This window comes from Streptomyces sp. NPDC093568, from assembly GCF_044764945.1.
Lineage (GTDB): Bacteria > Actinomycetota > Actinomycetes > Streptomycetales > Streptomycetaceae > Streptomyces.
In genome coordinates this window covers 1,204,343-1,228,946 of the sequence record NZ_JBIWJD010000001.1, presented here as the reverse complement: position 1 = coordinate 1,228,946, position 24,604 = coordinate 1,204,343, and the positions used below count along the sequence as shown (strand labels likewise).

Sequence of the window (24,604 nt, the reverse complement as noted above, 5' to 3'; positions counted from 1 at the left end):
CACTCAAGCGGCGTTGCCGAAACGCCGCTCCGCACCGCATCCCACGCCAACCCTGCGAGAGACGAAAGAGGCACCGCACCATGCCCGGAACCGGAACAGGCCCGCTCGTCCGACTCGACGCGGCCGAGGCACCGCCCGGAGCCGCCGTCGAGTGGCTCACCGAACACCGCCCGGAGATCAGGGAGGCAGTCGCCCGCAACGGAGTGGCCCTGGTGCGCGGACTGCGCCTGGACGACCGGGCGACCTGCGTCGCGGCCGTCGGCCGGATCATCGGCGATCCGTTGATCGAGCGCGAGGGGTTCGCCCCGCGCGACACCTACGGGCAGGGCGTGTACTCCTCCTCGCACTGGCCGGCCGACCAGCCCATGTGCATGCACCACGAGCTCAGTTACGCGCCGTCCGCCCCCCGGCTGATGGCGTTCGCCTGCCTCACCCCGCCGGCCGAGGGCGGGATCACCGCGATCGCCGACAGCCGGGCCGTCCTGGACGAGCTGCCCGCGGACCTGGTCGCCCGTTTCGAGCGGCACGGCTGGCGGCTCACCCGCCACTACAACCCGTTCGTCGGCATCACCTGGCAGCAGGCCTTCGGCACCGGGGACTCCGCGGAGGTGGACCGCTACTGCGCCGAGCACGGTATCGAGGCACGCTGGGACGCCGACGGCGCGCTGCACACCGCGCAGACCCGCCCGGCCGTCGTACGGCATCCGGAGACCGGCGAGCGGTGCTGGTTCAACCAGATCGCGTTCCTCAACGAGTGGACGATGGCGCCCGAGGTCCGGGAGTTCCTGACGGCCGAGTTCGGCCCGGAGGGGCTGCCCTTCAACACGCTCTGCGGCGACGGCACCCCCCTGGACCGCGCAACCGTCGACCTGATCAACGACGTGTACGAGAAGCACACCGTCCGCGAGCCGTGGCGGCAGGGCGATCTCCTGGTGATCGACAACGTGCGCACGGCGCACAGCCGTGAACCCCACCGGGGCGAGCGGGAGATCATCGTGGGCCTCGGCGAACCGTTCCAGCCGTAGCCGCGGCGGCAACCCGAAAGGGGCCGCACCCGGTGTGCCGGGTGCGGCCCCGCTGCGTAGCTTCGGGCTCAGTGGAAGCTCAGGGTGCGGTACACGGTCACGTTGCCGACGAGTTCCTGGCAGGCCTGTGCGGCGGCGGTGAGCCGGCTGTGGAGTTGCGGTGCCGAGGTGTCCAGCAGGATGCCGAGCGTGGTGCCGCTGTGCCCGACGACCACGCCCAGACCGCCCACCTCACGGCAGATCGCGATCATCGGCTCCAGCGACCACTTGTGCCGCAGCACCTGGTTCATCCGTGCGCTGGCGGTCGCCACCGCTCCGACCTCGGCCAGGTCCTGCCGGGCCACGGCTCCTCCGATCCGGTCGAGGAGCCGGACGTACTCCCGCTTGTCCGTGGCCGTGAACGGCTTGGGGATGCTGTTGAAGTCGACGGTGTCCACCGCGCCGCCCTCGTCGACGCTCACCACCGCCATCGACGGAAGCGAGCCGAGCCGGGCGCGCAGCCGCACACTGCGGTGGTGGAAGGCGACCACCGACGGGTACAGCACGCCGTCGGTCGGTTCGATCCTGGCGAGGTACGACTCGATGCGGCGCGGCGGCATCGGCTCTTCCAGGGCGTTGGCGACGGCGCGGGCCGTCGCCACCAGGTCCGCGGACGAGCTGGCCAGCCCCTTGCCCTCGGGCAGGGTGCTGTCGATCCTCAGGACGCCCCCCGCGGGCCGCCAGGAATCCTCCATGATCATCGAAGTCAGCTTCAGGGCCTTCTTCTTGTGCGGCGGCCACACCTGAAGGACATCGGTGTGCGGGTCCACCTCGAAGCGGGCCACGGCCCACCGGGCGACGGGCAGGGTGACCAGGAAGTCACCGTCCGTCTCCGGCAGGACGCCCTGCAGGAGCTCGCCGAACGTACCGAAGGCCGAGCTCACTCCGGTGGCGGCCACCCGACGGTAGTCCGTGTGGAGCGCCGCCGTGTCGATCGTCGTCACCCTGGTCCTCCTAGTTCCGGTGCTCTGGCCTGGGGCAGGCGGCCCGCACCAGCGCGGCGGTGTCCGCAGGTCGTGTGCTGACGAAGTAGTGCCCGCCCTGTTCCAGTTCGTGGAGGGCCACCCGGTCGGAGACGGCCTTCCAGTCCCCGTAGCCCTCGGCGAACCGTGCCGTGGAGGCGTCGTCGTGGGCGACGACGACATCGACCGGGGCATCGATGCGGTGGCTCTCGGAGTCCTCACGGATCCGGATCAGATGGCTGTTGGCGGTGCGTACGTCGTGCCGGTAGGCCCGTCCCACCACGTCCGCCCGCTCCGGCTTGAGCTCGTCGAGTTCGACATAGGCGTTGTCGGCACGCAACCGGGACAGCAGGGTCCGGTTGTCCGCCCGGGAGACGTCCATCGTCTCCGCGCGCAGCGCCTCGGTGTCCTCCAGCAGCAGGGCGCCGACGAAGACCCGTTCGGCGGGGCGGCCCGCCTCCTGGAGCAGCCGGGCGGTCTCCAGGGCCGCGGCCGCGCCGGCGCAGTGGCCCCACAGCAGGACAGGCGTGGTGACCCGATCGGCGATCTCGTCCCGTACCCGCCGGGCGATCTCCGGGACGTCCGCCATCGGCTCGTCGCCGCCCGCGAAGTCGTGACCGGGCAGTTCGACGCCGAGCACGGCGATTCCGTCACGCTCCAACTCGGCGGCGAGAGAACGGAAGTTGACGGAGTTCCCGCCCGCGTAGGGGAAGCACACCAGGGTGCGGTGCGGATGCGGGACGGACGCCAGCGGCTGCAACAGGCCGCCCGTCGCCGCCCGTTCGCCGCCCTGGCCGCGCTCGGTGAGCACCGCCCCGAGGTCGGCGAGCACGGGATGAGCGACCAGGTCCTTCAGGGACAGCGCCCGGTCCAGCTGGACCAGCAGGCGCACCGCGGCCAGCGAGGTACCGCCGAGCTCGAAGAAGTTGTCGGCCCGGCCGATGCGCTCCAGCGGCACGCCCAGCACCTGGGCCCACAGCATGGCCAGCCGCTGTTCGGCCGGAGTGCTGGGGGCGGCGTACGTGGCACCGCCGTGGCCCAGGGTGCCGGCCAGCCGGACCAGGGCCTTCTTGTCGATCTTTCCGTTCTCGGTGAGCGGCAGCCGCTCCAGCTCGTGGAAGTAGGTGGGGACCATGTACTCGGGCAGCAGCCCGGCGAGGAAGTGCCGGGCGCGTTCCGTGGCCTGCTCGGTGCCGTCCTCGGACGCGGCGCGCGCTTGGGACGGGGCCCCGCTCCCGGCGCCGCTGAAGAACGCGACGAGGTTGCGCGGTCCGTCCCCGGTGCCGTCGATGACGACCGCGGCCTCGCGGATGCCCGGCATGCCCAGCAGCTTGTTCTCGATCTCGCCGATCTCGATCCGGAAGCCGCGGATCTTCACCTGCTCGTCCCGCCGCCCCAGGTACTCGATGCGCCCCTCGGGCAGCCAGCGCCCGAAGTCGCCGGTGCGGTACATCCGGGTGCCGGGGCGGAAGGGGTCGGGGACGAAGGCCTCGCGGGTGCGCTCCTCGTCGTTGATGTAGCCCCGGCCCACGCACACCCCGGAGAACGCGATCTCACCGGGCGAGCCGAGCGGTACCAGCGCGAGGTGCTCGTCGAGCACATAGGTGTTGACGTTGCGCAGGGAGCGGCCGACGGTCACGAAGTCGCGGTCCGGCACCCGGTCCAGGACCTCGTGCATGGTGTCGTCGGACACCTCGGTGGCGCCGTAGGCGTTGACCAGCTTGATGTCCGGGTACAGGGCGAACCACCGCTGCACCAGCTCGTACTTGAGGGCCTCCCCGGTGACCGACACCGTGCGCAGCGCCCCGAGCGCACGGGGGTGCTGTTCGAGGTGGGTGAGGAGCACCTCCAGGTAGGAGGGGACGATCTGGGTGACGGTCACCCGGCCCGTGACGATCTCGTCGAGGAAGCCGGCCACGTCGAGCAGGACGTCGGTGTCGACGATGCGCACACTGCCGCCGACCAGCAGCGGTGCCGCGAACTGCCACAGGGAGATGTCGAAGCACTGCGAGGCGGTCTGGGTGACGACCTCCGCGGTCCCGTTCGTCATCTCCATGTCGTCGATCTTCATCTGGAGGTGGTTGAGCATGCCGGCGTGCTCGCACAGGGCTCCCTTGGGCGCACCGGTGGAGCCGGAGGTGAAGTAGATGTAGGCAGCCTGCCCGGGGGCGATCGGAAGGCCAGGGGCCTCGGCGGAGACGTCGGAGGACTGGATCTCCGGTACGGCCAGCACGGTCGGCCTGCGCTCGGCGAGTTCGCCCGCCTTGGTCACCAGGGCCGCGCCGGCGGGCTCGGTGAGCACGAAGGCACAGTCGCTGCGCCGCAGTTGGGCCGCGACCCGGTCGGCGGGGAAGTCGGGGCGCACCGGAAGGTAGACGCCGCCGGCCTTGAACACGCCGAGCGCCGCGGCGATCCAGTCGAGGGTGCGGTCCATGACCACGGCGACGACGTCCTCGGTGCGCACGCCCGCCTCCAGCAGCGCGCCCGCGACCCGGTTGGCCCGCCGGTCGAGTTCCCGGTAGGTCCAGCGGGTGGGCCCGTGCACGGCGGCCACCGCGTCCGGCATCTCGCGCACCCGCTCCTCGAAGTGGTCCACGAAGGTCCGGTCGGACAGGTCGACGCGGGGGCCGGCGAGGCCGTACAGGTGGGTGTCGACCTCCTCGGCGGACAACAGGCTCTGGCGGTGGTGGAGTTCCGTCGGGTCCGCGGCGAGCAGGTCCAGTGCGCGCAGGTGGTATCCGGCCAGCCGGCGGGCGTAGCCCTCGTCGAGGTGAGCCCGGTCGTACACCAGCCGCAGCAGCAACCCGGCGGAATCCCGGGCGACGGCCACCTTCAGGACGACACCGTCGTCGAGACCGCCGTCGGGCTCCGTGGTGTCCTGCGCCGCGAGACCCGACAGGTCGAACACCACCTCGGGCCGGGCGTCCGCGTGGTGCGCGGCGGCCAGCGCCGTACGGGACCGGGCGGCGAGCTCCGCCCAGGTGGAGCCCGCGACCGTCAGCCGCAGGGGCGCCTCGGCCCGGCCGGCTTCGGGTACGAGGCCGATGAGCAGGTCGGGTTCGGAGACCACCGTCGCCAGGACCCGGGCGTGCGCGGCGAGCAGCACGGCGGGCAGTCCGGCGCCGGTGTCGGCAGCACGGTCCTCCAGCGCCCGCGTGAGCGGCGCCGGCAGCGCCTCGCGGTACTCCGCAACCCCCCGCTCGTCGCTCAGCGGCATGGTCCAGGTGGGGATTTTCGTGTACGTGTGCTGCGTGCGGTCCTCGCTCATCGGCCCCCGTTTCCTTCCTCCGGCGTCGCCGGATCCTCCAGCTCGATCCTGATCATTCGTACGGCGGACTCCGCGCGGGATCCCGCCTGCCCGGTGTCCGCGCCGGTGGCGACCACGCAGCCCAGGCGGTCCTGGAACGAGTGCGTGATGCGCACCTGCCGGCCGACGGCCGTGCCGGGCGCGGCCACCACGACCCCCGGGCCCGCGACCGCGTCCTCGACGCCGTCGACGGCCGTGACCCGTCCTTCGCCCGCCGCCATCACGAAGCGCACGGCGGCGTGGCCGGCCGCGGCCTGCGGGTGCCTGGTCCCGGGCGGCTCCGTGCCCTGGCCCGCGGCGCGGGCGATCATGGCGTCCACCAGGTCCGTCCCGGTCGCGGCCCGCACGGCGACGGGGATCATCCCGCCGGCGAGCCTCGGGTTGACCTCGATGACCACGGGGCCCTGGGCGGACCGGCGGATCTCGGTGTGGGCGCCGCCCCAGCCGAGGCCCAGGGCCTTCACCGCGCGCAGGGCCGTGTCGCCCAGCTCTGCGGCGGTCCCGGGGTCCACGGGAGCGGGGATGTCGTGGCCCGTCTCCACGAAGTGCGGCGGGGGGCCGATGTGTTTGCCGACGACGGTGACGACTTCGCCGTCGAAGGTCTCGACCGAGAACTCCGGTCCGTCGACGGCGGCCTCCACCAGGATGCGGGACGGCACCGCGTTGCCCCGCTCGTCCGTCGCCCGGTCGAGGAGCCGGTGGGCCCACGCCTCGGTCTCCGCCCGGTCCCGGCACAGCCGTACCCCGGTCGAACCGGAACCGCTCACCGGCTTGAGCACCACCGGGTGGCCGATGGCCACGGCCGCCTCCACCGCCCCGGCCGCGTCGGAGACCGCCCGCCAGGCGGGCACGGGCACTCCGTGCGCGGCGAGCGCCGCTCGCTGGAGGTCCTTGGCCCGGCAGCGGGCGATCGCGTCGCCGTCGGGCGCGGGCAGCCCGAGCCCGGCCGCGGCGCGGGCGGCGTCCGCCACGAAGTACTCGGAGCTGGAGGTGATCCCGGCCAGTCCGGCGCCCTCGGCCAGGCTCGCGCAGGCCTCCATCACGGCCGCCGGATCAGCGGTGTCCAGGACCAGGGTCTCGACGGCGTCCTCGGTGACATAGGGATACCGGTCCGGGTCCCGGGTCAGCAGCACCGGACGCAGACCGCGGGCCCGGGCGGCCGCGCAGAACTCACGTCCCGTACCGGTCGTGTTGCTCTCCAGGAAGGCGAACCACCGGGGCTCAGTACTGTTCATCTCTCGTCTCCCGTGTCCGGACCGGCCACCACGGCCGCGACCGCCGCGTCGAGGGCCCTGTTCGCCCGCACCGACCGTGCCCGGCGCTCACCGAGCCCCCTGCCGTGCTCCGTGAGCCGCTCGCGCAGCTCGTGGACGACGCCCTCGCAGGCGCCGGGGCCACCACCGCGGTCGTGCGCGGCGACGAGTTCCGGGAGCGGCGGGATCTCCTCGCTCACATCGGCCCGCAGGCCGTCCGGCAGCGCGATCTTCGTCAGCTCGGGCTCACCGGCCTCGATCGCCTCGCGTACGGCGGCGCCCACCACGTGGTGCGCGGTGCGGAACGGAACGCCCTGCCGCACCAGCCGGTTGGCGATCACGGTGGCCGTCACGAAACCCTCCCGGGCCCGCTGTTCCATCCGCCGGCGATCCGGTCGGGCGCCGCTCACCAGTACCTGGGCCAGCAGCACGCTGTCGCGCACGGTGGCCAGCGCCGACCAGGCACCGCCGACCGCCTCGGTGCCGACCTCGATGGAGTTGGTGAACGGCGTGGACTTCATGGCGGCGGCGGACGCGGTCCACGCGCCCACGGCGGCGGCCGACTTGGCCTTCACATGCTCCAGCAGGAACGCGTTGCGCTTCTGCGGCATGGCCGAACTGCCGCCCACGAGCCGCTCGGGAAACTCCACGAACCGGAACTCCTGGGTGCTCCACAGCTGCAGGTCGGTGGCGAGCCGGCTCAGCGTGAGCCCCGCCCCGGCCGCCGCCGCGAGGGCGCGCAGCAGTGTGTCCCGCGTGGCCACCGCGTCGACGGCGTGCAGCGGGGGCCCGTCGAAGCCGAGCAGTTCGGCCGTGCGGGACGGGTCGATGGGCAGGTCCGTGCCGGACACGGCGCCCGCGCCGAGGGGGCACCGGCTCTGCTCGTCGGCGGCGTGCCGCAGCGCGACGATGTCCCGGTCCAGCGCCGTCGCGATCCCGGCGAGGTAGTAGCCGTAGGTGACGGGCATCGCGGGCTGGAAGTGGGTGTAGACGGGCATGACGACGTCCTGGTGGGCCCGTGCCCGGGAGAGCAGCACGGCCTGGAGCCGCAGCAGTTCGCCGAGCAGGTCCGTCAGGTCGTCGCGCAGCCGCATCGCGGTGATGGTCGCCTTGATGTCGTTGCGGGAGCGGCCGGTGTGCAGCTTTCCGCCGACGTCCGTGCCGAGCCGCTCGATCAGATGGCCCTCGTACATGAGGTACAGGCCGCGCGGTGCCGGGCGGTCGTACAGCTCTCGGAAGCCGTCGGCGCGCAGGTGGGCGATGGTGCGCAGCAGGGCGGCGGCCGCGGCCCTGGGCAGCAGCCCGCACTCGGTGAGCATCACCACGTGCGCGAGGTCGATGGTCGAGGTGTGACCGAGTTCCTGGCGGATGTCGTCGGGCCCCGGGTCGCCGTAGACGACGCGGGCGGTGCGGGCGCCGAGGGTGCGGGTGAGCCGGCCCGTGCCGGTCATGACAGCACCGGGTCCGGGAGGGACCCGCCGGAACGCGGCACGGTGCCGTGCACGTCCTCGTAGGTACGCCGTCCCCAGGCCATCCGGGTCCAGCCGTCGTCGGAGTCGGCGTCGGCCGGTGAGTCGACCAGGAGCGGCTCGGTGGGCGGGCGGGGCAGCAGGTGGCCGTTCTCGGCGAGCCAGGCGTCGTCGTAGACGGTCGCCATGTAGCGGTAGCCCTCGTCGGGGAGCATCACGACACACAGTCCGTCGGGGTTCTGCGCGGCCCACCACTGGGCGGCCAGGTAGGCGGCGCCGCTGGTCGGCCCCTGAAAGAGCGCGTGGGTGGCGTGCAGTTGCCGGGTGTACGCGTACGCCTCGGGCGCCGAGCACCAGTGCACCTCGTCGAAGGTGGAGTGGTCGAGGTTGGCCGGCCACAGGCTGTTGCCGAGTCCGCGCAGGGGGCGGGGGCCGTCGGGCTGGCCGAACAGCACGCTGCGGTGGCTGTCGACGCCGATGGCCCGGGTGTGCGGGGTCAGTTCGCGCAGTCCGCGAGTGGTGCCGCACATCGAGCCGCCCGACCCGACGGGCCCGACCAGGCAGTCCACCGTGCCGAGCGAACGGGCGATCTGCTCGGCGACCACCCCGTAGGAGCGCGGGTTGTCGGGGTTGCTGTACTGCTCGGGGCAGAAGGTCGACGGGAGTTCGGCACGGATCTCGGCAAGCCTGCGCAGCCGGGCCTCCTGGTAGCCCCCGACCGGCGCGGGCTCCTGGCAGATCTCCACCTTGGCACCGAGGTCGGTCAGTCTTCGGTACAGATTGGCGTCGATCGCCGGGTCGCTGACCAGGATCAGCTCACGTTCCATCAGCGCGGACTGCATCGCCAGCGCGAGGCCGAACGTGCCCGACGTGGTCTCGACGACCACCGTGTCGGCGTCCAGTTCGCCACGGCTGTGGGCGCGGCGCAGGATGTAACGCGCGGGCAGCAGCTTCATGAGGGAGAAGACCGCGCCGTACAGGTTGGGGGCGAGTCGGACGAGACGCGGCATCATCGTCGCCTCGGTGATCGAGTGGTACGTCGGCGTGATCGCCGTCATGAAGGGCTCCCTGGAGGATCAGAACCGTCGATGGTGGTGCGTGGTGAGGTCTCGGTGTGACGGGCGACGCCCCCGGATCCACCACCGGACCCGTGCGCGCCACGGCGTGTGCGCCCGGGGCTCGCGCGACGCGTCGAATGGGCCGGTGCAAGCGTCGGTCAGCCGGCTGATGGTCCACAGGTTCACTGGTGCGGCTCGGGTACGAGGTGGGGGAGGCGGCCGGCCTCAGGAGTGGACCAGCGCACCGGTCCGCTGTTCGGCGAGGGCGAGATAGACGTCGTCCAGCGTCGGTTCGGACAGCGAGATGCCGGTGATCTCCACTCCCGCGCTGTCGAACGCCCGGACCGCGGCGGCCAGTCCGATGGATCCCTCGACGGCGGCGGTGACCGTGCCCGCGGATTCGCCCGGACAGGGGTCGAGTCCCGCCGTGCGCAGGGCGGTCAGCGCGGCGGCCGTGGCGCCGGGGTCGGCGAGGGTGGCCCGGACCGTGCTGTCGCCCAGCTGTTCCTTGAGCTGTGCGACCGAGCCGTCCGCGATGCATCTGCCCCGACCGAGCACCATGACCCGGTCGGCCAACTGCTCGGCCTCCTCCAGGTACTGGGTGGTCAACAGCACGGTGGTGCCCGCGGCCACCACCTGTCGGACGAGGTCCCACAGGGCGTTCCGGCTGACCGGGTCGAGTCCCGTGGTGGGCTCGTCCAGGAAGAGCACCTGGGGGTGGCCGACGAAGCTGCTGGCGAGGTCGAGGCGCCGGCGCATGCCTCCCGAGTACCCGCCCGCCGCCCGGTCGGCCGCCTCGGTCAGCGCGAACATGTCCAGCAACTGCTCGGTGCGGGCCGCCGCCTCCCGCTTGCCGGCGCCGAGCAGGCGTGCCACGAGCACCAGGTTGGCCCGGCCGGTGAGGCTCTCGTCCACCGCCGCGAACTGGCCCGTCAGGCCGATGCGCCGACGCACGTCACGCGCCTCACGCACCACGTCGAACCCGGCGACCCGGGCCCTCCCGTTCGTGGGGCGCAGCACAGTGGCAAGAATGCTCACCAGTGTGCTTTTACCCGCTCCGTTATGACCGAGCAGACAGAGCACGCGCCCTTTTTCCATTTGGAAGCTGATGCCGTCGAGTGCCTGGGTGGCACCGAACTTTCTGCCCAGCTCCATCGCTTCGATCATTACGTCACTCATCGATGCCGTTCCTCGCAGATAGCGGCCGAGAAGCCTTTTATGGAGGCAGAAATATCCTGCAATCCCGACTGTCCGCACCACAAGGAGAGCTACAACAAGCTGCCAGGCACCTGAGGCTTTCCTCATTGTCAAAGGTCAGGCTGACAAGTTCTTACCCCGCCAGCCGGTCGGGGCCGGCGGACAGCACATCGGCGGAAGGAGGCAGAAGTCCGAGCTCAACGGCGCGGGCACCGGCCTGAAATCGCGAGTTCGCTCCCAGCTCACGCGTAATTTCCGCGACGTTGCGTCTGTATGTGCGCACCGACACTCCCAGTTCGCGGGCGGCCGCCTCATCGGTTCGCCCCGAACTGAGGGCTTGCAGGATGCGTCGGCCGAGCGCGCTGCGCGAGCGTTCGCTCAGGCGCCGGTGGTCGGCGAGCGCCGCGCTGCTCGACCAGGAGACCGTGAACAGGGTGCGCAGATTGCGCAGCACGGCCGGGGCCCGGACGACCACCGCCTCCCGGACCGCGACCCCGTTGCGGATCCACACCGCACTGGCAACGCTGTCAGCGAGCACCATTTCCTGCAGCGGTGCCCTGACCAGGCGGGTGTCGACACCGGGAGCGTACTTGTCCAGGTGCTCGAGGAAGCGGCGGTCCCGCAGGAGGCCGACCCGGCCGAGGAGCTTGACGTTTACTCCGCGCGCCGTGGCCCGGCCCAGCTGGTCGACGATCTGATGGGTCTCGTCCTCCCCCTCCCCCGAGAGGACGACGGCCAGATGATGACGGGCCGAGGCGATCATTTCCTCCGCGGCGAGCCCCACCGAATTCTCGTCCGGCTCCAGTGAGGCCACCAGCCGCTCCACGTTACGGTGGCGGTCGACCGCGATTTCGACGAGTTTCCGGGCCTGCAGCAGCATGCCCTCGATTTCGTCGCTTGAAGGCCGCGATTCCGAGTGGCCCGCTATACCCTCCGGATCGGCGGTTATCTTGGCATTGACTGACGTACTGGGCACAGCTCCCCCTGAAGCTTGACCAATAGGAGTCCCCGTCCGGCTTGCCCGCGCACTCTTGCGTCACAAAGGCCTGGGCACGGGTTGATACTCATGCAAATAGCCAGAGAAAAACCTAGCGAGGCACCGGACAGAGCCCATCGACAGGCTTACGCGCCACAGATGCGATGCGGCAGACATCCCGCATTTCGACCTTCACCCCCGCTAAATAGTCACAGGCGACAAACTGGGACATTCATCCAACGGCTTGTCGGCTCCGCCTGTGCCACTCCCGTAGTTGAACGGTACCCATGGGGCGTTCACATCGTCAAATACCCCTGTCTGATGCAATTACGGAAAACCTCATTGTGATGGCGAGACCTCCACCTATGAACTACCACGGTCCATTTCCGCGCGAGCGCCTCCGGCCGCCCGCACAGCGGTCGGTCCGGAGGCGCCGCCCGGTCACCGGACGTCTGTCACCGCACGTTCAGGCGACCCTGCGATCAGTCCAGGGCCCCGTCGTAGTCGGGCAGTTTGAAGGTCCGCTCCGCGTGGCCTCCCACGAGATCCGTGGTGTTGTTCCCGATGTTGGCGATGATCGTGTAGCCCTTGGCCTCGATGTCGGCCCGCTTGGCCGTCTTGAACTCGGCCTTGTCGCTGAAGAGATCACCGAGGTTCCGCTGGTACAGCCCCGTCACCGGGTACCCGACGGACGTGAGGTTCGCCTTCGTGATGAATTCGATCAGGTCGGGCCGCGCGGTGATGAAGAAGATGGCCGCGCCCCTGCTGTGCGCGTACTTGGCCAGCTCGAGCGTCGGCTTGACGGCGGGGGTCGGCGGGAACAGCTGGAAGTGCGTCTCCAGCGAGGTGTTGTCGATGTCCAGCACGATCGCCGGCTTCTGTCCGGTGCTGTTGTTCAGCCGCCGCTCGACGTAGGGGCGGGCTTCGTCGATCACCTTGCGCACATCGCTCTGCCAGGTGTCATAGTCAACCTCCGCCGCCGCGGAGACCTGGGCCCGCTCGACCGTCGCCCGGTCCTGGCTCGCCGGAGCCGCCTGCGCCTGCGTAACCCCCGCCGCACCCAGAACGAGCGTCGCCGCGACGATCGCAGCCGCGCGTCCTCTCGACGCGTTCCTGGCCATTGGTCCTCCCTCGTGTCCGATACGCGGTGACCGATCGGCCCCCGCCCAGCCGAACCTAAAGTCCGGGACCGAGCCTGTTGGCGCCCGTGACCGCAACCGGTGGGGGAAGCTCTCACCGACGGCGTCCGCCCTCGCGAACTGCTGCGACTTTCCGCCACGGAGGCCGATTCACTGGCAGGTAGCTGCCAGGAGGGAACGCCCGGCCGTGAAGCGAAACATGGATTGAAGCGGGGCATAAGACATGAAGCGGGCGGGGACGTGCACGTCCCCGCCCGCTTCATGTCGGGTCAGACGTGCGGATTGTAGGGGGACTTGGCGCGGGCTTCGTGCAGCGCGGTTCCCCACCAGGCGAGTTCGTCGAGCATCACCTTCACCGCGCCGTTTGCACCCTCGATGTCCCGCGGCGCGCCGTCCTCGTCCTGCGCGACGCCACGCACTGGGACGACGTGGTCACCGAGCTCGGCCACGAGCACCCGCGCCGCCATGATCTCCGGCACACCGGACTGACCTGGTTCGCCGACGCCGGAGTCCAAGTGCACGTCCTGCGCAGGATCGCTGGCCACAGGCCGCCGGAGCGGCCCTCTCCGCACACCTCAACGTGCCGCGAGCACCGCGCTCGCTCCCGAGCCCGATCGTCGTGACCCGCTGACCCGGTCAAGGACGCTGGTCCCCAACTGGTCCCCGAACTGGTCCCCAAGAATGATCAAGGGCCGGTTTCGGAATCCTCCGAAACCGGCCCTGACCTGCGACTGTCTCCAGTCGGGACGACAGGATTTGAACCTGCGACCCCTTGACCCCCAGTCAAGTGCGCTACCAAGCTGCGCCACGTCCCGATGCGTATCGCGCGGTGAACCGCGTGATCGCGCGAACAGCACTTTACCTCACGTCGACGACAACACCGAAGCGGCTGTCGGGCGGGAAACGGGGCGATGGACAATCGGGGTATGGGCAGCACACCGTCAGGACGGCAGGCGAGCGCGCGGGACCGGGACGACGAGGGGCGGGCGCGTAACGCGCGGCCCCGGGACGGGCTCGGGCGTCCCCTGCCGTACGGCGCGGACGGCGTCGCCCGCCAGCCCGAGGGCGTCGTACGCACACCGGAGCAGAGCGTCGCGGAGGCGCAGGAGCTGCTGGACGCGGGGAAGCCGTTCCATGCGCACGAGGTCTTCGAGGACGCGTGGAAGTCGGGGCCGGCCACCGAGCGGGCCCTGTGGCGGGGGCTGGCGCAGCTCGCGGTGGGGCTCACGCACTCGGCCCGGGGCAATGTGACGGGCGGGCCGCGGTTGCTGCGGCGGGGCGCCGGGGCCGTGGAGGAGTGGGCGTCCGGGGCTGGGGAGCAGCGGCCGTACGGGATGGATCTTGCCGGGCTGGTCGCGTGGGCCCGGGAGCTCGCCGGGGTCGTGGAGGACGGCGGCGAGGCTGTCGATGCGCGCGGGTGGGCGCCCAGGCTGCGCGGGCCGGCATAGGGGATCCCGGCGGTGATCCGGGGCTCATGGGCTCGGTCCGCGCCGTCGATGCGGACGCGGTGATCGCGTTGACAGTGGCGTGGGGCAGACTCGAGGCGTGCGAAAGATTCATGTCATCGGGATCGGGGCGGGCGACCCCGAGCAGCTGACGCTTCAGGCGGTCAGGGCGCTGCGGAGTACGGACGTGTTCTTCATCCTCGACAAGGGCGAGGTGAAGGCGGACCTCACGGGGCTGCGCCGGGACATGCTGGACGCGCACATACCGGAGGGGACGTACCGGGTCGTGCAGGCCCGGGATCCCGAGCGGGACCGGTCGGCCGGGGGTGCCGCCTACTCCCCCGCCGTCGGGGACTGGCGCAGTGCCCGCGCCGGGATCTACGCGCGGCTGATCGCCGAGGAGCTGGGCGAGGACGAGACCGGCGCGTTCCTGGTGTGGGGTGATCCCGCGCTGTACGACAGCACGCTCGGGATTCTGCAGGAGGTGCTGGCCGGCGGCTCCGTGGACTTCGAGTACGACGTCGTGCCCGGCATCAGCAGCGTCTCCGCGCTGGTCGCCCGGCATCGGACGGGGCTCAACCGGGTCGCGCGGCCGGTGCAGATCACCACGGGGCGGCGGCTGGCCGAGGGCTTCCCGGCGGACGTGGACGACGTCGTCGTGATGCTGGACGCCCACCAGACGTTCCGGCAGTACGCCGACCAGGACATCGACATCTACTGGGGCGCGTACATCGGCACCCCGGACGAGATCCTCGAGTCCGGCCCGATCGCCGAGGCCGGGCCCCGTATCGAGCGGCTGCGGGCCGAGGCGCGCGAGCGCAAGGGCTGGATCATGGACACGTATCTGCTGCGCCGCAACCCCGAGGAGCAGTAAGAAGGCGGGTGCGGGCATGACACCCGAGCGGACCGCCTCCCGCATGCGGCCCCGGTCCGCCGCTGTGATCGTGTCCCGTTGACGCTCGCCGAGGAATCCGCCCCACCCGCCGGCCCGCAGCCACCCGTGCTGGACACGCCCCGCCGGAACGTCGTCTTCGTGACGATCATGCCGGGGATGCTGCCGTCGGCCCTCGACCAGACGATCGTGGGCACCGCGCTGCCTACGATCGTGTCCGATCTGGGCGGGGCCGAGCACATGTCCTGGGTGGTGACGTCGTACCTGCTGGCCGAGACCGTGTCGACGGCCCTGGTCGGCGAGTTCGGCGACCTGTTCGGCCGCCCTGTGGGCCGCCCGCCGGGCACGGACCTGCGCGCCGCCGTGCGCACCATCGCCGAGCGCCTGCTCGTCGAGGACCTGACCGAGGGGCTGACCGGTCGGATGAAGGACCGCCCGGCTCTGGCCGACTCGCGCTGAGCCGGTCGTCTCAGGTCCCGAGGCCGAGCCGCTCCAGAACTGCGGCCACATCCGGCACCGAGTCCACCGCGTCCGGCAGCGAAGGACGCCGTACGACCACGACGGGGAGGGCGAGCCGGCGGGCGGCCGTGAGTTTCGCCGAGGTCGCGTCACCGCCGCTGTCCTTGGTCACCAGGACGTCGACGCGGTGCCGGCGCAGCAGGGACGACTCGTCGTCGACGGTGAACGGCCCACGCGCCAGGAGCACTTCGGTGCGCGGGGGCATCGGGGGCTCGGGCGGGTCGACGGACCGTACGAGGAAGCTCAGGTCCGTCAGGTGGGCGAAGGCCGCGAGGCCCAGCCGGCCGGTGGTCAGGAACACGCGGTGGCCGAGGCTCGGCAGCAGGGCGGCGGCCTCGTCAAGGGAGGCGACGTCGTGCCAGCGGTCGCCGGGGGCGGGACGCCAGCCGGGGCGGCGCAGGACCGTCATCGGTACGCCGGTCTCCCGCGCGGCACGGGCCGCGTTCGCGGTGATCGACTCGGCGAAGGGATGCGTGGCGTCGACCAGGAAGCCGACCCGCTCGGTCCGCATCCAGTCGGCCAGGCCCTGCGCACCGCCGAAGCCTCCGACGCGCACCTCGCCCGGCACCGCTCCCGGTCGTGACACACGTCCCGCGAGCGAGGTGGTGACCCGGACACCGGGACGCTCCGTGAGCGCGGCGGCGAGTGCGCGGGCCTCGGTGGTGCCGCCAAGGATCAGGACGTGGCGGGGGCACATGGGGCGCGGGCACATGGTCCGAGCGTACGAGGTGGGGCCTGGGGAGGGGGACGCCGGGCGGGATGTGCCCCGTGCACGGCGCCCGTGTGCGGCGCCCGTGTGCGGCGCCCGTGTGCGGCGCCCGTGTGCGGCGCCCGTGTGCGGCCCGGCGAACACTATGAACACAACGGTCAGGGCGTGGTCCCCCGCCTCCTCCCTCCCTAGCATCACGGCGCACGGCTCGACGACGTGCCGACGAGGACGAGGAGCAGCGTCTTGGACTGGACGAGAACGAACGCAGTGATCCGCAGGTCTGTCCTCTCGCCGGACCGGCGGCGTTCGGTGCTGGCCGCCCTGCTGGCCGGCGCGCTCGCCGTCGGCGTCCTCGTCGGCGCCTCCAACGCCCGGGGCGAGTCGGCGGAACCGGTCCTCGCCGAGTGTCCCGCCGACCTCGCGGGCCGGGCCGACTGCTACACCGGTCGCGACGCGGCCGGCGCCTACTACGCGATGGCCGTGCCGTCCGACTGGAACGGCTCCCTCGTCGTGCACGCCCACGGCGGGCCCGACCTCGGCGCGGAGTCCGACCCCGCCCGCAGCCTCGACGACCTGGGCCGCTGGTCGGTGATGGTGAAGGAGGGGTACGCCTGGGCGGGTTCGTCGTACCGCCGGGGCGGCTACGGCACGCGGATGGCCGCCGCCGACACGGAGAGCGTGCGCCGGCTGTTCGTCGAGGAGTTCGGCAAGCCGCGGCGGACGTATGTGCACGGGCAGTCGTGGGGCGGGAACGTCGCCGCGAAGGTGGTGGAGACCTACGGCAGGGAGAAGGGAACGTACGACGGCGCGTTGCTCACCAACGGGGTCCTGGGCGGTGGCTCGCGCGGCTACGACTACCGCGTCGACCTGCGCGTCGTCTACCAGTACTACTGCGGCAACCACCCCCGTCCGACCGAGCCGCAGTACCCACTGTGGCAGGGCCTGCGCGCCGGTTCGACGATGACGTCGGCGGGGCTGCGCGCCCGGCTTCAGGAGTGCACCGGATTCGCCTCCGCGCCGCAGGAGCGGACGGCTCTGCAGCAGCGCAACCTCGACGACATCCTCGCGGTCACGCGGATACCGGAGCGCACCCTGGAGTCGCATCTGCGGTTCGCGACCTTCACGTTCCGCGACATCGTGCACGAGCGTCTCGGGGACCGGAACCCCTTCGGCAACCAGGGCGTGCGCTACACCGGGTCGCATGACGACGAGGCGCTCAACGCCGGTGTCGAACGGTTCGCCCCCGACCCCACGGCCGTACGGGACCTGTCCTACGACAGCGATCTCACCGGCAAGGTCTCGATCCCGGTGCTGACGCTGCACGCCATCGACGACCCGACGGCGTTCGTGGAGCACGAGGCGGCCTACCGGGCCACGCTCCAGGGCGCGCGGCGGGACGGGCACCTGGTGCAGACGTTCACGCGGGAGCAGGAGCACAGCGAGCTGAGCGATGCCGAGTACGCCGCGTCCGTCGCCGCTATGGACACGTGGGTGCGCAAGGGGAGGAAGCCCACGCCGTCTTCGGTCGCGGCGTCGTGCGGCGGGTTCGACGCGAGGTACGGCACGGGCTGCTTCTACGACCCGGGCTTCCGTCCGGGCCCGTACGCCTCGCGCGTCGAGCCACGGCCGGGCGGGCTGCGCTGGCCCGCGATGACGGCGGGTCAGGAGCGGGAGTGGAGCGGGATCGAGGGGGTCGGGATCGCTCCCTGAGGGGCGGTCCCGGGACGTGCGGGGGTCAGCGCAGGAGCAGCTGCAGGCCCCCCACGACCGTCGCCGCGATCACGAGCTGCTCGAACATCCGCTGGTTGATCCGGTCCACGGCCCACTTGCCGATCACCGCGCCCGGCACCACGAAGATCACGAGCGCCGCGTCGAGGAGGAGCGAGGAACCGTCGATCAGGCCGAGTCCGGCGCTGAAGGGCACCTTGGAGACGTTGACGATCAGGAAGAAGAAGGCGGAGGTGCCGAGGAAGCCGAGCTTGCGGAAGCCGGCCGACAGCAGGTACATCGACATCACCGGGCCGCCCGCGTTGGCGACCATCGTGGTGAAGCCGCCGAGCACGCCGTAGGAGCGGGCCTTGACCCGGCCCGCCCGAGTGGTGACGGAGTCCGGTTCGGCCTCCTTGTCCGCCGTGCGGCGGCGCCAGACCGTGACCCCCGCCATCAGCAGCAGGATCGCGCCGATCGACGTCCGGACGATCCCGTCGTCGGCCCACACCAGGAACAGGGTGCCGAAGACGACGCCGGCCGCGACCGCGGGGAACAGGCGCCACAGTGTGGGCCAGTGGGCGTGCCGGCGGTAGGTGAGGACGGCGAGCACGTCACCGGCGATCAGGATCGGCAGCAGAATGCCGGTGGAGGCGCGGGCGGGCAGTACGGCGGCGAAGATCGCCAGGCTGACCGTGTTGGCCCCGCTCACCGCTGTCTTCGAGAAGCCGACGAGCAGGGCCGCGAAGGCGAGCGCGGCGAACTCCCAGCCTGTTATGTGCCAAAGCGTCATCGTGTCCATGCGGAGACCGATGGTATGTGCAGACAACAGGTGGAGGTAAGGACCGTCTCGCCAGATGGGAGATGGCTAGTGCCTCTCCACCAGCACCGCACTCCCCTGCCCGACGCCTACACACATCGTCGCCAGTCCCCGCTCCGCCCCCGTCCGCCGCATCCGGTGCAGCAGCGTGGTGAGGATGCGTGCGCCCGAGCAGCCCAGCGGGTGGCCGAGCGCGATCGCGCCGCCGCTCGGGTTGACCAGGCCCGGGTCGATGCCGAGTTCGTCCACGCAGGCGAGGGCCTGAGCGGCGAACGCCTCGTTGAACTCGGCCTCCTGGATGTCGGCGATCGTCCACTCGGCGCGGGCCAGCGCCTTGCGGGTGGCGGGGACGGGGCCGATGCCCATCACGTCGGGGTGGACGCCGGCGGAGGCACCGGCGACGTAGCGGCCCAGGGACTCCAGGCCCAGTTCGTTGAGGGCCTCCTCGCTGACGAGCAGCAGTCCGGCGGCGCCGTCGTTCATCGGTGAGGCGTTGCCCGCGGTGACGGTGCCGCCGTCCCGGAAGACCGGCTTCAGCCTGGCCAGCTTCTCGTACGAGGTGTCCTCGCGGATGCACTCGTCACTGTCGACGACGACTCCGTCGGGGCGCTCCACCGGCAGGAGTTCGTCGTCGAAGTGGCCGTTCTTGCGGGCCTCGGCGGCCCGTTGGTGGCTGCGCAGGGCGAAGTCGTCCTGCCGCTCGCGCGGGATGCCGTAGCGCTCGGCGACCTCCTCGGCCGTCTCGCCCATGGCCAGCAGGCCGTGCAGTTCCTTCATCGCCGGGTTGACCAGGCGCCAGCCGAGCCGGGTGTCGAAGGTCTCGACGCGGTGGGGCAGCGCCTCGTCGGGGCGGGGCAGGACGAAGGGCGCGCGGCTCATCGACTCGGAGCCGCCCGCCAGCACGATGTCGGCCTCGCCGGCGGCGATGGTGCGGGCGGCGGTCGTGACCGCCTCCAGGCCGGACGCGCACAGACGGTTGACCGTGGCGCCGGGGACGGACTCCGGGAGGCCGGCGAGCAGCGCGGCCATGCGGGCGACGTTGCGGTTGTCCTCGCCGGCCTGGTTGGCGGCGCCCCAGTAGACGTCGTCGACACGCGCCGGATCCAGCGCGGGGACGTCGGCGACGAGACCCTTGATGACGGCCGCCGCGAGGTCGTCGGGCCGCACGGACGACAGCGCTCCGCGCAGCTTGCCGATGGGGGTGCGGCGGGCTGCCGCGAAGTGGACGGGACGCACGACAGGACTCCTGACCGGGCAGTATGAATCGGCACCGCATTAATTAGCACCGCTAGTTTTTGACTATAGACCGACCGCCCGCACCCTGGGAAGATCCCTCGGTCCCCGGCAGGCGGTGTTTCGCGGACGCCGCGTTTGCACCGGTTCGCCCTGGGCACCCGAGCCCGCAGGGAGTGGTCGCTGTGACCTGGAGTGACTCCGGAGTCGCACCGCTCCGCACAGGGCCGTGACCAGGCCAGAAGTAGCCAGGAGAAGGAGGAGCTCGGGATGTCTGTGGTCAAGAGCACGCTCCCGGAACCGGCTCGTCGGGTCGCCGGAGAAGCCCTGCAGGGCACACTCGTCGATCTTCTCGGACTGTCGCTGATCGGGAAGCAGGCACACTGGAACATCGTGGGACCGCGGTTCCGGTCGATCCACCTCCAGCTCGACGAGGTGGTCGCGACGGCGCGGGAGTACTCCGACACCGTCGCCGAGCGGTCCGCCGCGCTCGGGCTGCCGCCGGACGGCCGCCCGGAGACGATCGCGGCCGCCTACACGCTGCCCGGCCCGAAGGAGGGCTGGGTGCGCGACACGGAGGTCGTCCAGGTGATCGTGGACACCCTGGCGGCGGCCGTCGAGCGGCTGCGCGCCCGCATCGACGCCACCGCCGAGGCGGACCCGGTGACCCAGGACCTGCTGATCGGCATCACCGGCGAGTTGGAGAAGCAGCGCTGGATGTTCGACGCGGAGAACTGGCCGCGCGACGAGTAGAGCGCCCGCACATCCGAAGCCGTACGAGGGGCAGGACGCGCGTACGCCAGAAGCGATTCGACGCGCAGGATGCCCATACGCCCGAAGCCGTGACCGGAGAAGGACTACCCGGAGAAGGACTACCGGAGAGAAGGGGCACACCGTGACCGACGCCCTCGAACTCGACGCGCTGTGGGAGGACTTCCACCGCGTGGTGAACATGACCTCGCAGGAGCTGGCCACCTGGCTGCGGGTCAGTGACGCGGACGAGGAGACCGAACCGCTGCCGGACCAGGCCGGCACGCCCACCGGGCAGCACGTCCTCGCGATCCTCCAGAAGCGGCGCACCGACCTGACCGACGACGACGTCCAGGTGATGTATGACGTCGTGGACACCGTCGCCGAGGAGGCGGACCTGGAGAACGAGCCGGAGCCCGAACAGACCCGCCGTCGGCATCAGTTGATGACGATCGGCCACGATCCGCTGCGGCCGTGAGCGACGATCGGAAGGTCGTGCGGGAACTCGTGCGCGAGCACGGGCGGACGTTCGCCGAGGAGGCGGGCATCCCGCTGAAGGACACCCCGCAGCCGCTGTACCGGCTGCTGGTCCTGGCGCACCTGCTCAGCGCCCGGATCCGCGGCTCGATCGCCGTCGGCTCCGCCCGCGCCCTGTACGACGCGGGACTGCGCGACCCGCGCCGGATGGCCGACGCCGACTGGCAGGAGCGGGTCGACGCGCTGGGGCGCGGCGGCTACCGCCGTTACGACGAGCGCACCGCCACCCAGCTCGGCGAGGCCGCCGAGCTGTTGACCGAGCGGTGGGGCGGCGATCTGCGGCGGCTGCGGGAGGAGTCGGACGGCGACGTCGGCGAACTGCACGGGCTGCTGCGGGAGTTCCCCGGCATGGGTCCGGCGAACGCCGGCCAGGGGCCGAGCCTGCCGTGCTCGCCGCCGCGCTGCCGCCGCGCTGGTGCGTGCCTCGCTGGACAAGGAGGTGGCCGAGGACAGCGTGCGCCGGGCCTCGTGAGCCGCCGAGCACAGCGTGCGCCGGGCCTCGTGAGCCCGTCGTGGCTGCCACAGCCATCACGACTCGGTCATCACCTCTCGCATCACGACTCGGTCATCACCTCTCGCATCACGACTCGGTCATCACGACTCGGTCATCAGTACTCGGTCATCACGACTCGCATCACGACTCGCTCAGCCGAGCAACCACCCGCCGTCGACGGCGAGTTCGACCGCATTGACCGACCGGTTGCGCAGCAGGAAGTCCACCGCGTCCACGATGTCCCCCATCGTCGCGAGCCGTCCGGTGGGCGTCCTGGTGCGGACCCCCTCCAGCACCTCCTGGGGCTTGCCGGCCCAGTGCGGGCTGTCGCCCACGACTCCGGGGTGCACGGCGTTGACCCGTACGGGCGCGAGTTCGACGGCGAGGGTGTGCACCAGGCCGCGCACTCCCGCGTTGACGGTCGCCACCGTCGTCGCCCCGGGATACGGGCGCTCCTTGGCCTGGCCGCCGAAGAGCACGATCGCGCTGTCGTCGTGGAACCGCGGCCGGAGGGTGTGCACGACCTCGGTGTAGCCCACGAGTTTGACGGTCACGAGCCGCAGGGCGGCCTCGATGTCGTACGCGGCCACCCGGTTCTCGTCCCGGGAGATCCCGGCGATCACCAGGTGGTCCACCCGCCCGACACCGGCCAGCGCGCCGGCGATCTCGCCCGGCCGGGAGAGATCGAGGGCCAGGCCCCGGGCGGCGCCGACCTCCTTCGCCACCGTGTCGGCGCGATGCGCGTCCCTGCCGGTCAGCACCACCTCGTCGCCCCGTCCGGCGCGCATGCGGGCGAACTCACGGCCGATCCCGGAAGTCCCGCCGACCACCACCACACCGCTCATGACCCCAGGGCCTCCCTCAGATACTCCCAGTCCCGAGTGAACCGGTAGGAGTGGCGGGCCGGCGGCTGCGGCGCCTGCGTCTCCAGCCAACGCACCGGCCCCTGGCCGGCGTTGGCGAACCCGTGCACGCACCCCGCGCCCGCCCAGGCGACGTCCCCCGGCACCATCCGGTACCGGTCGCCGTCGAACGTGGCGTCCACGACGCCCTCCAGGATCAGATACGTCTCCTCGAAGGGATGGTCGTGCGTGCCGGCCACCCCGTCCGGCGCGTACTGGACCATGAACATGGTGGAGGCGACCGCGCCGAGGTCGCTGTCGACCATCATCTTCACGGTGATCCCGCTGTACACGAGCAGCGCGGTCCGCATGCTCGCCGACACCGCCAGCAGGTCCTGCGACTGCTTGCCGGGATCCATCTGCGCGGGCTCGAAGTGGCCGAAGGACCGGGTGCGCGGGTCGCGGACGTCGATGCGGACGGGGTCGGGTTCCGGCAGCGCGGACACGGCCTGGGTGTCGTGGCCGTAGCGGGCGCGCGGCACCGGGGCGAGCATGTCGGCCCAGCGTCCGGCCGTGTCCCCGGCGCCGCGCCAGGCGTGCGGGACACCGGCCGGAAGGAGACCGTAGTCGCCCTCCACCAGGAGATACGCCCCCTCGGGCACATCGAGGACCACCGCCCCGCCGAGCACATGGAAGCTCTCCTCGTAGGAGTGCACATGGGCGGGAACCCGGCCGGCGGGCCGTATCTCGCACAGCCCGAAGCCGGTGTGCACGCTCCCGTCGTCCTCGCCGACCAACTCCCGCCGCCGGTGACCGAGTTCGTCGTACGGCGGCTCCGGGACGTCGGCGGTCCGGCGCACCAGGTGTCGGGTCATGCCGCGCTCTTCGCCTGCTTCGCGGCCAGGAGCCGGTCGCGGGACTCCTGGACCAGTCGCCGCGCCCGGTCCACGTCGGCCACGAGCCGGCCGTCGCGCTTGTGGACCACTCCGTCGACGATCACCGTCTCGACGTTGGAGACGTCCGCCGACAGCGTCACCGCGGCGGCCGGGTCGTGCACGGGGGCGATGTTCAGCGCGGTGGCGTCGATCGCGACGACGTCGGCGCGCTTGCCGGGGGTCAGGGAGCCGGTGCGGTGTTCGAGGCCGGCCACGTGGGCGCCGTTGCGGGTCGCGATCTCCAGCATCTGACGTGCCGTCAACATCGTGTCCGGCACGGGCATGTTGGCCTTCCAGCAGTCCGCGTTGACGCGGGCGCGCTCGGCGCCGAAGGCCGCGCGGATCTGGGTGAACATGTCGCCGGGCACGGTGGTGACGACGTCGATGCTCAGGGAGGGCCGCAGCCCGTACTCGACGGCCTTCATCACGGGCGGCCACCCGTGCCCCATCTGCACCTCGACCTGCGGCGCGATCGACACCGTACCGCCGCTGTCGGCGACCATCCGCCACTCGTCCTCGTGGAGGTAGCAGCAGTGGATGTAGGTGGTGTCGGGGCCGAGGAGCCCCAGGTCGTTCAGCTGCTTGACCATCCCGAAGCGGCCCGCGAGGCGGCCCATGGCCACGTGCACGGTGATCGGGATGTCCAGCTCGCGGGCGAGGGCCCACTCGGCGGTGACGACGTCGTTGACGCAGAAGCCGGGGCCCCGGGTGGCCAGGGCCATGGTCAGCAGGCCGTCGTCGGAGGCGAAGTGGGTGCTCCGGATCCGCCGTACGTCGTCACCCGGGATGGCGATCTTGCTCTCGAACCAGTAGTCGGCGAGCGAGGTGTTGGCGCTGCCGTACGCGTACTGGGCGCGGATCCCGCTCTCCTTCAGTCCCTGGATCGCGGCGTCCGGATGCGCGGGCGTGTTGTTGATGTGGGACCAGTCGACGAGCGTGGTGATGCCGGCGTTCAGGCACTCCAGGGCGCCCGCGAGGTTGGCCGCGTACACGTCCTCGGGGGTGTACAGCGGTGCGAAGGTGTCGAGGATGTCGACGAAGTAGTCGTCCAGGGTGGCGTCGGGGGCGACGTTCCGGATGGACGCCTCCCAGGTGTGGCGGTGGGTGTCGACGAAGCCGGGGATCACGATACGGCCGCTCATGTCGAGCACCTCCGCGTCGGCTCCGATCTCCCGGTCCACCGCCATGATCTTTCCGTCCTCGATGAGGACGTCCCCCTGGGGCAGATCCCCGATCCCGGGGTCCATCGACAGCACGTGCCCGCCTCGCAGGAGTATCCGATTGCTCATCGCCCTTC

General features: G+C 71.5%; 21 protein-coding genes, 1 tRNA gene and 3 pseudogenes. 10 read left to right on the top strand and 15 right to left on the bottom strand.

The window, feature by feature from the left end; genetic code table 11:
- The first annotated feature begins 80 nt into the window (after window positions 1–80).
- The gene (locus ACIRD7_RS05300) at window positions 81–1,025 is read left to right on the top strand and encodes a TauD/TfdA family dioxygenase (RefSeq protein ID WP_403449952.1); all 945 of its coding nucleotides are present in this window, start codon (window positions 81–83) and stop codon (window positions 1,023–1,025) included.
- Window positions 1,026–1,093: 68 nt separating this feature from the next.
- Here the strand turns inward: ACIRD7_RS05300 and ACIRD7_RS05295 are convergent, their stop codons facing one another.
- From ACIRD7_RS05295 to ACIRD7_RS05270, 6 genes are all read right to left on the bottom strand, one after another.
- Window positions 1,094–2,008: a kinase gene (locus ACIRD7_RS05295; RefSeq protein ID WP_403449949.1), complete on the bottom strand. Its 915-nt coding sequence runs from the start codon at window positions 2,006–2,008 to the stop codon at window positions 1,094–1,096.
- A gap of 10 nt (window positions 2,009–2,018) precedes the next feature.
- A complete protein-coding gene (locus ACIRD7_RS05290) occupies window positions 2,019–5,294 on the bottom strand; it encodes an amino acid adenylation domain-containing protein (protein WP_403449947.1) in 3,276 nt (1,091 codons plus the stop codon).
- On the bottom strand, window positions 5,291–6,568 hold the full coding sequence (locus ACIRD7_RS05285) for an ATP-grasp domain-containing protein (protein ID WP_403449944.1): 1,278 nt from the start codon (window positions 6,566–6,568) through the stop codon (window positions 5,291–5,293). Before ACIRD7_RS05285 ends, ACIRD7_RS05290 begins: the two co-directional genes overlap by 4 nt.
- Window positions 6,565–8,037: an argininosuccinate lyase gene (gene argH / locus ACIRD7_RS05280; protein WP_403449941.1), complete on the bottom strand. Its 1,473-nt coding sequence runs from the start codon at window positions 8,035–8,037 to the stop codon at window positions 6,565–6,567. The genes ACIRD7_RS05285 and argH overlap by 4 nt, the downstream gene beginning before the upstream one ends.
- Window positions 8,034–9,113, bottom strand: a complete 1,080-nt coding sequence (locus ACIRD7_RS05275; protein WP_403449938.1) for a cysteine synthase family protein — start codon at window positions 9,111–9,113, stop codon at window positions 8,034–8,036. Before ACIRD7_RS05275 ends, argH begins: the two co-directional genes overlap by 4 nt.
- A gap of 225 nt (window positions 9,114–9,338) precedes the next feature.
- Window positions 9,339–10,268, bottom strand: coding sequence for an ATP-binding cassette domain-containing protein (locus ACIRD7_RS05270; protein WP_403451678.1), 930 nt, complete (start codon window positions 10,266–10,268; stop codon window positions 9,339–9,341).
- Here ACIRD7_RS05270 and ACIRD7_RS05265 point away from each other — a divergent pair.
- A complete protein-coding gene (locus ACIRD7_RS05265) occupies window positions 10,176–10,406 on the top strand; it encodes a hypothetical protein (protein ID WP_403451753.1) in 231 nt (76 codons plus the stop codon). The two genes, ACIRD7_RS05270 and ACIRD7_RS05265, sit on opposite strands and share 93 nt — an antisense overlap.
- 37 nt (window positions 10,407–10,443) lie before the next feature.
- On the opposite strand, the gene ACIRD7_RS05260 is transcribed toward ACIRD7_RS05265, so the two are convergent.
- Window positions 10,444–11,190, bottom strand: coding sequence for a TrmB family transcriptional regulator sugar-binding domain-containing protein (locus ACIRD7_RS05260; RefSeq protein WP_403449935.1), 747 nt, complete (start codon window positions 11,188–11,190; stop codon window positions 10,444–10,446).
- A 578-nt stretch (window positions 11,191–11,768) separates the two neighbouring features.
- The gene (locus tag ACIRD7_RS05255) at window positions 11,769–12,407 is read right to left on the bottom strand and encodes an HAD family acid phosphatase (RefSeq protein ID WP_403449933.1); all 639 of its coding nucleotides are present in this window, start codon (window positions 12,405–12,407) and stop codon (window positions 11,769–11,771) included.
- A 401-nt stretch (window positions 12,408–12,808) separates the two neighbouring features.
- Between ACIRD7_RS05255 and ACIRD7_RS05250 the strand changes: the two are divergent.
- A pseudogene (locus ACIRD7_RS05250) lies at window positions 12,809–13,056 on the top strand (site-specific integrase); the annotation flags it as partial.
- Between the two features lie 110 nt (window positions 13,057–13,166).
- Here ACIRD7_RS05250 and ACIRD7_RS05245 read toward each other — a convergent pair.
- Window positions 13,167–13,240, bottom strand: a tRNA-Pro gene (locus ACIRD7_RS05245).
- Window positions 13,241–13,351: 111 nt separating this feature from the next.
- On the opposite strand from ACIRD7_RS05245, the gene ACIRD7_RS05240 reads away from it, so the two are divergent.
- The 3 genes and pseudogenes from ACIRD7_RS05240 to ACIRD7_RS05230 form a co-directional block, all read left to right on the top strand.
- Complete coding sequence (locus tag ACIRD7_RS05240) at window positions 13,352–13,873, top strand: DUF309 domain-containing protein (protein WP_403449930.1); 522 nt, start codon at window positions 13,352–13,354, stop codon at window positions 13,871–13,873.
- 97 nt (window positions 13,874–13,970) lie between these two features.
- Window positions 13,971–14,744: a precorrin-6A synthase (deacetylating) gene (gene cobF, locus ACIRD7_RS05235; protein WP_403449928.1), complete on the top strand. Its 774-nt coding sequence runs from the start codon at window positions 13,971–13,973 to the stop codon at window positions 14,742–14,744.
- A 78-nt stretch (window positions 14,745–14,822) separates the two neighbouring features.
- A pseudogene (locus ACIRD7_RS05230) lies at window positions 14,823–15,092 on the top strand (MFS transporter); the annotation flags it as partial.
- A gap of 139 nt (window positions 15,093–15,231) precedes the next feature.
- Here the strand turns inward: ACIRD7_RS05230 and ACIRD7_RS05225 are convergent.
- On the bottom strand, window positions 15,232–15,993 hold the full coding sequence (locus tag ACIRD7_RS05225) for a cobalt-precorrin-6A reductase (RefSeq protein WP_403449925.1): 762 nt from the start codon (window positions 15,991–15,993) through the stop codon (window positions 15,232–15,234).
- A gap of 240 nt (window positions 15,994–16,233) precedes the next feature.
- On the opposite strand from ACIRD7_RS05225, the gene ACIRD7_RS05220 reads away from it, so the two are divergent.
- Window positions 16,234–17,700 (top strand): hypothetical protein, encoded by a 1,467-nt coding sequence (locus ACIRD7_RS05220; RefSeq protein WP_403449922.1) that lies wholly within the window; start codon window positions 16,234–16,236, stop codon window positions 17,698–17,700.
- Between the two features lie 25 nt (window positions 17,701–17,725).
- Here the strand turns inward: ACIRD7_RS05220 and ACIRD7_RS05215 are convergent, their stop codons facing one another.
- Entirely contained in the window at window positions 17,726–18,499 is a 774-nt protein-coding gene (locus ACIRD7_RS05215; RefSeq protein WP_403449919.1) for a sulfite exporter TauE/SafE family protein, read from the bottom strand.
- 66 nt (window positions 18,500–18,565) lie between these two features.
- A complete protein-coding gene (locus tag ACIRD7_RS05210; protein ID WP_403449917.1) occupies window positions 18,566–19,753 on the bottom strand; it encodes a thiolase family protein in 1,188 nt (395 codons plus the stop codon).
- A gap of 267 nt (window positions 19,754–20,020) precedes the next feature.
- Between ACIRD7_RS05210 and ACIRD7_RS05205 the strand changes: the two genes are divergently transcribed.
- From ACIRD7_RS05205 to ACIRD7_RS05195, 3 genes and pseudogenes are all read left to right on the top strand, one after another.
- Window positions 20,021–20,503, top strand: a complete 483-nt coding sequence (locus ACIRD7_RS05205) for a Dps family protein (protein ID WP_403449914.1) — start codon at window positions 20,021–20,023, stop codon at window positions 20,501–20,503.
- A gap of 142 nt (window positions 20,504–20,645) precedes the next feature.
- The gene (locus ACIRD7_RS05200; protein ID WP_403449912.1) at window positions 20,646–20,978 is read left to right on the top strand and encodes a DUF3140 domain-containing protein; all 333 of its coding nucleotides are present in this window, start codon (window positions 20,646–20,648) and stop codon (window positions 20,976–20,978) included.
- A pseudogene (locus ACIRD7_RS05195) lies at window positions 20,975–21,509 on the top strand (endonuclease). Before ACIRD7_RS05200 ends, ACIRD7_RS05195 begins: the two are co-directional and overlap by 4 nt.
- A gap of 173 nt (window positions 21,510–21,682) precedes the next feature.
- On the opposite strand, the gene ACIRD7_RS05190 reads toward ACIRD7_RS05195, so the two are convergent.
- From ACIRD7_RS05190 to ACIRD7_RS05180, 3 genes are read right to left on the bottom strand one after another with little or no spacing between them, the layout of a single operon-like run.
- Window positions 21,683–22,375, bottom strand: a complete 693-nt coding sequence (locus ACIRD7_RS05190; RefSeq protein WP_403449909.1) for an SDR family oxidoreductase — start codon at window positions 22,373–22,375, stop codon at window positions 21,683–21,685.
- Complete coding sequence (locus ACIRD7_RS05185; RefSeq protein ID WP_403449906.1) at window positions 22,372–23,247, bottom strand: cupin domain-containing protein; 876 nt, start codon at window positions 23,245–23,247, stop codon at window positions 22,372–22,374. The genes ACIRD7_RS05190 and ACIRD7_RS05185 overlap by 4 nt, the downstream gene beginning before the upstream one ends.
- Window positions 23,244–24,596 carry an amidohydrolase family protein gene (locus ACIRD7_RS05180; protein WP_403449904.1) on the bottom strand — a complete coding sequence of 451 codons (1,353 nt, stop codon included), beginning with the start codon at window positions 24,594–24,596 and terminating at the stop codon, window positions 23,244–23,246. Before ACIRD7_RS05180 ends, ACIRD7_RS05185 begins: the two co-directional genes overlap by 4 nt.
- Window positions 24,597–24,604: the final 8 nt, after the last annotated feature.

Excerpts from the sequence above, each read along its gene's own strand:
- ACIRD7_RS05190 (WP_403449909.1), bottom strand. The coding sequence starts at position 22,375 with ATGAGCGGTGTGGTGGTGGTCGGCGGGACTTCCGGGATCGGCCGTGAG.
- ACIRD7_RS05265 (WP_403451753.1), top strand. The coding sequence starts at position 10,176 with ATGACCGAGCAGACAGAGCACGCGCCCTTTTTCCATTTGGAAGCTGAT.
- ACIRD7_RS05255 (WP_403449933.1), bottom strand. The coding sequence starts at position 12,407 with ATGGCCAGGAACGCGTCGAGAGGACGCGCGGCTGCGATCGTCGCGGCG.
- ACIRD7_RS05285 (WP_403449944.1), bottom strand. The coding sequence starts at position 6,568 with ATGAACAGTACTGAGCCCCGGTGGTTCGCCTTCCTGGAGAGCAACACG.
- ACIRD7_RS05275 (WP_403449938.1), bottom strand. The coding sequence starts at position 9,113 with ATGACGGCGATCACGCCGACGTACCACTCGATCACCGAGGCGACGATG.
- ACIRD7_RS05270 (WP_403451678.1), bottom strand. The coding sequence starts at position 10,268 with ATGGAGCTGGGCAGAAAGTTCGGTGCCACCCAGGCACTCGACGGCATC.
- ACIRD7_RS05260 (WP_403449935.1), bottom strand. The coding sequence starts at position 11,190 with ATGCTGCTGCAGGCCCGGAAACTCGTCGAAATCGCGGTCGACCGCCAC.
- ACIRD7_RS05300 (WP_403449952.1), top strand. The coding sequence starts at position 81 with ATGCCCGGAACCGGAACAGGCCCGCTCGTCCGACTCGACGCGGCCGAG.
- ACIRD7_RS05290 (WP_403449947.1), bottom strand. The coding sequence starts at position 5,294 with ATGAGCGAGGACCGCACGCAGCACACGTACACGAAAATCCCCACCTGG.
- ACIRD7_RS05185 (WP_403449906.1), bottom strand. The coding sequence starts at position 23,247 with ATGACCCGACACCTGGTGCGCCGGACCGCCGACGTCCCGGAGCCGCCG.
- ACIRD7_RS05240 (WP_403449930.1), top strand. The coding sequence starts at position 13,352 with ATGGGCAGCACACCGTCAGGACGGCAGGCGAGCGCGCGGGACCGGGAC.
- ACIRD7_RS05215 (WP_403449919.1), bottom strand. The coding sequence starts at position 18,499 with ATGGACACGATGACGCTTTGGCACATAACAGGCTGGGAGTTCGCCGCG.
- ACIRD7_RS05180 (WP_403449904.1), bottom strand. The coding sequence starts at position 24,596 with ATGAGCAATCGGATACTCCTGCGAGGCGGGCACGTGCTGTCGATGGAC.
- ACIRD7_RS05225 (WP_403449925.1), bottom strand. The coding sequence starts at position 15,993 with ATGTGCCCGCGCCCCATGTGCCCCCGCCACGTCCTGATCCTTGGCGGC.
- ACIRD7_RS05205 (WP_403449914.1), top strand. The coding sequence starts at position 20,021 with ATGTCTGTGGTCAAGAGCACGCTCCCGGAACCGGCTCGTCGGGTCGCC.
- argH (WP_403449941.1), bottom strand. The coding sequence starts at position 8,037 with ATGACCGGCACGGGCCGGCTCACCCGCACCCTCGGCGCCCGCACCGCC.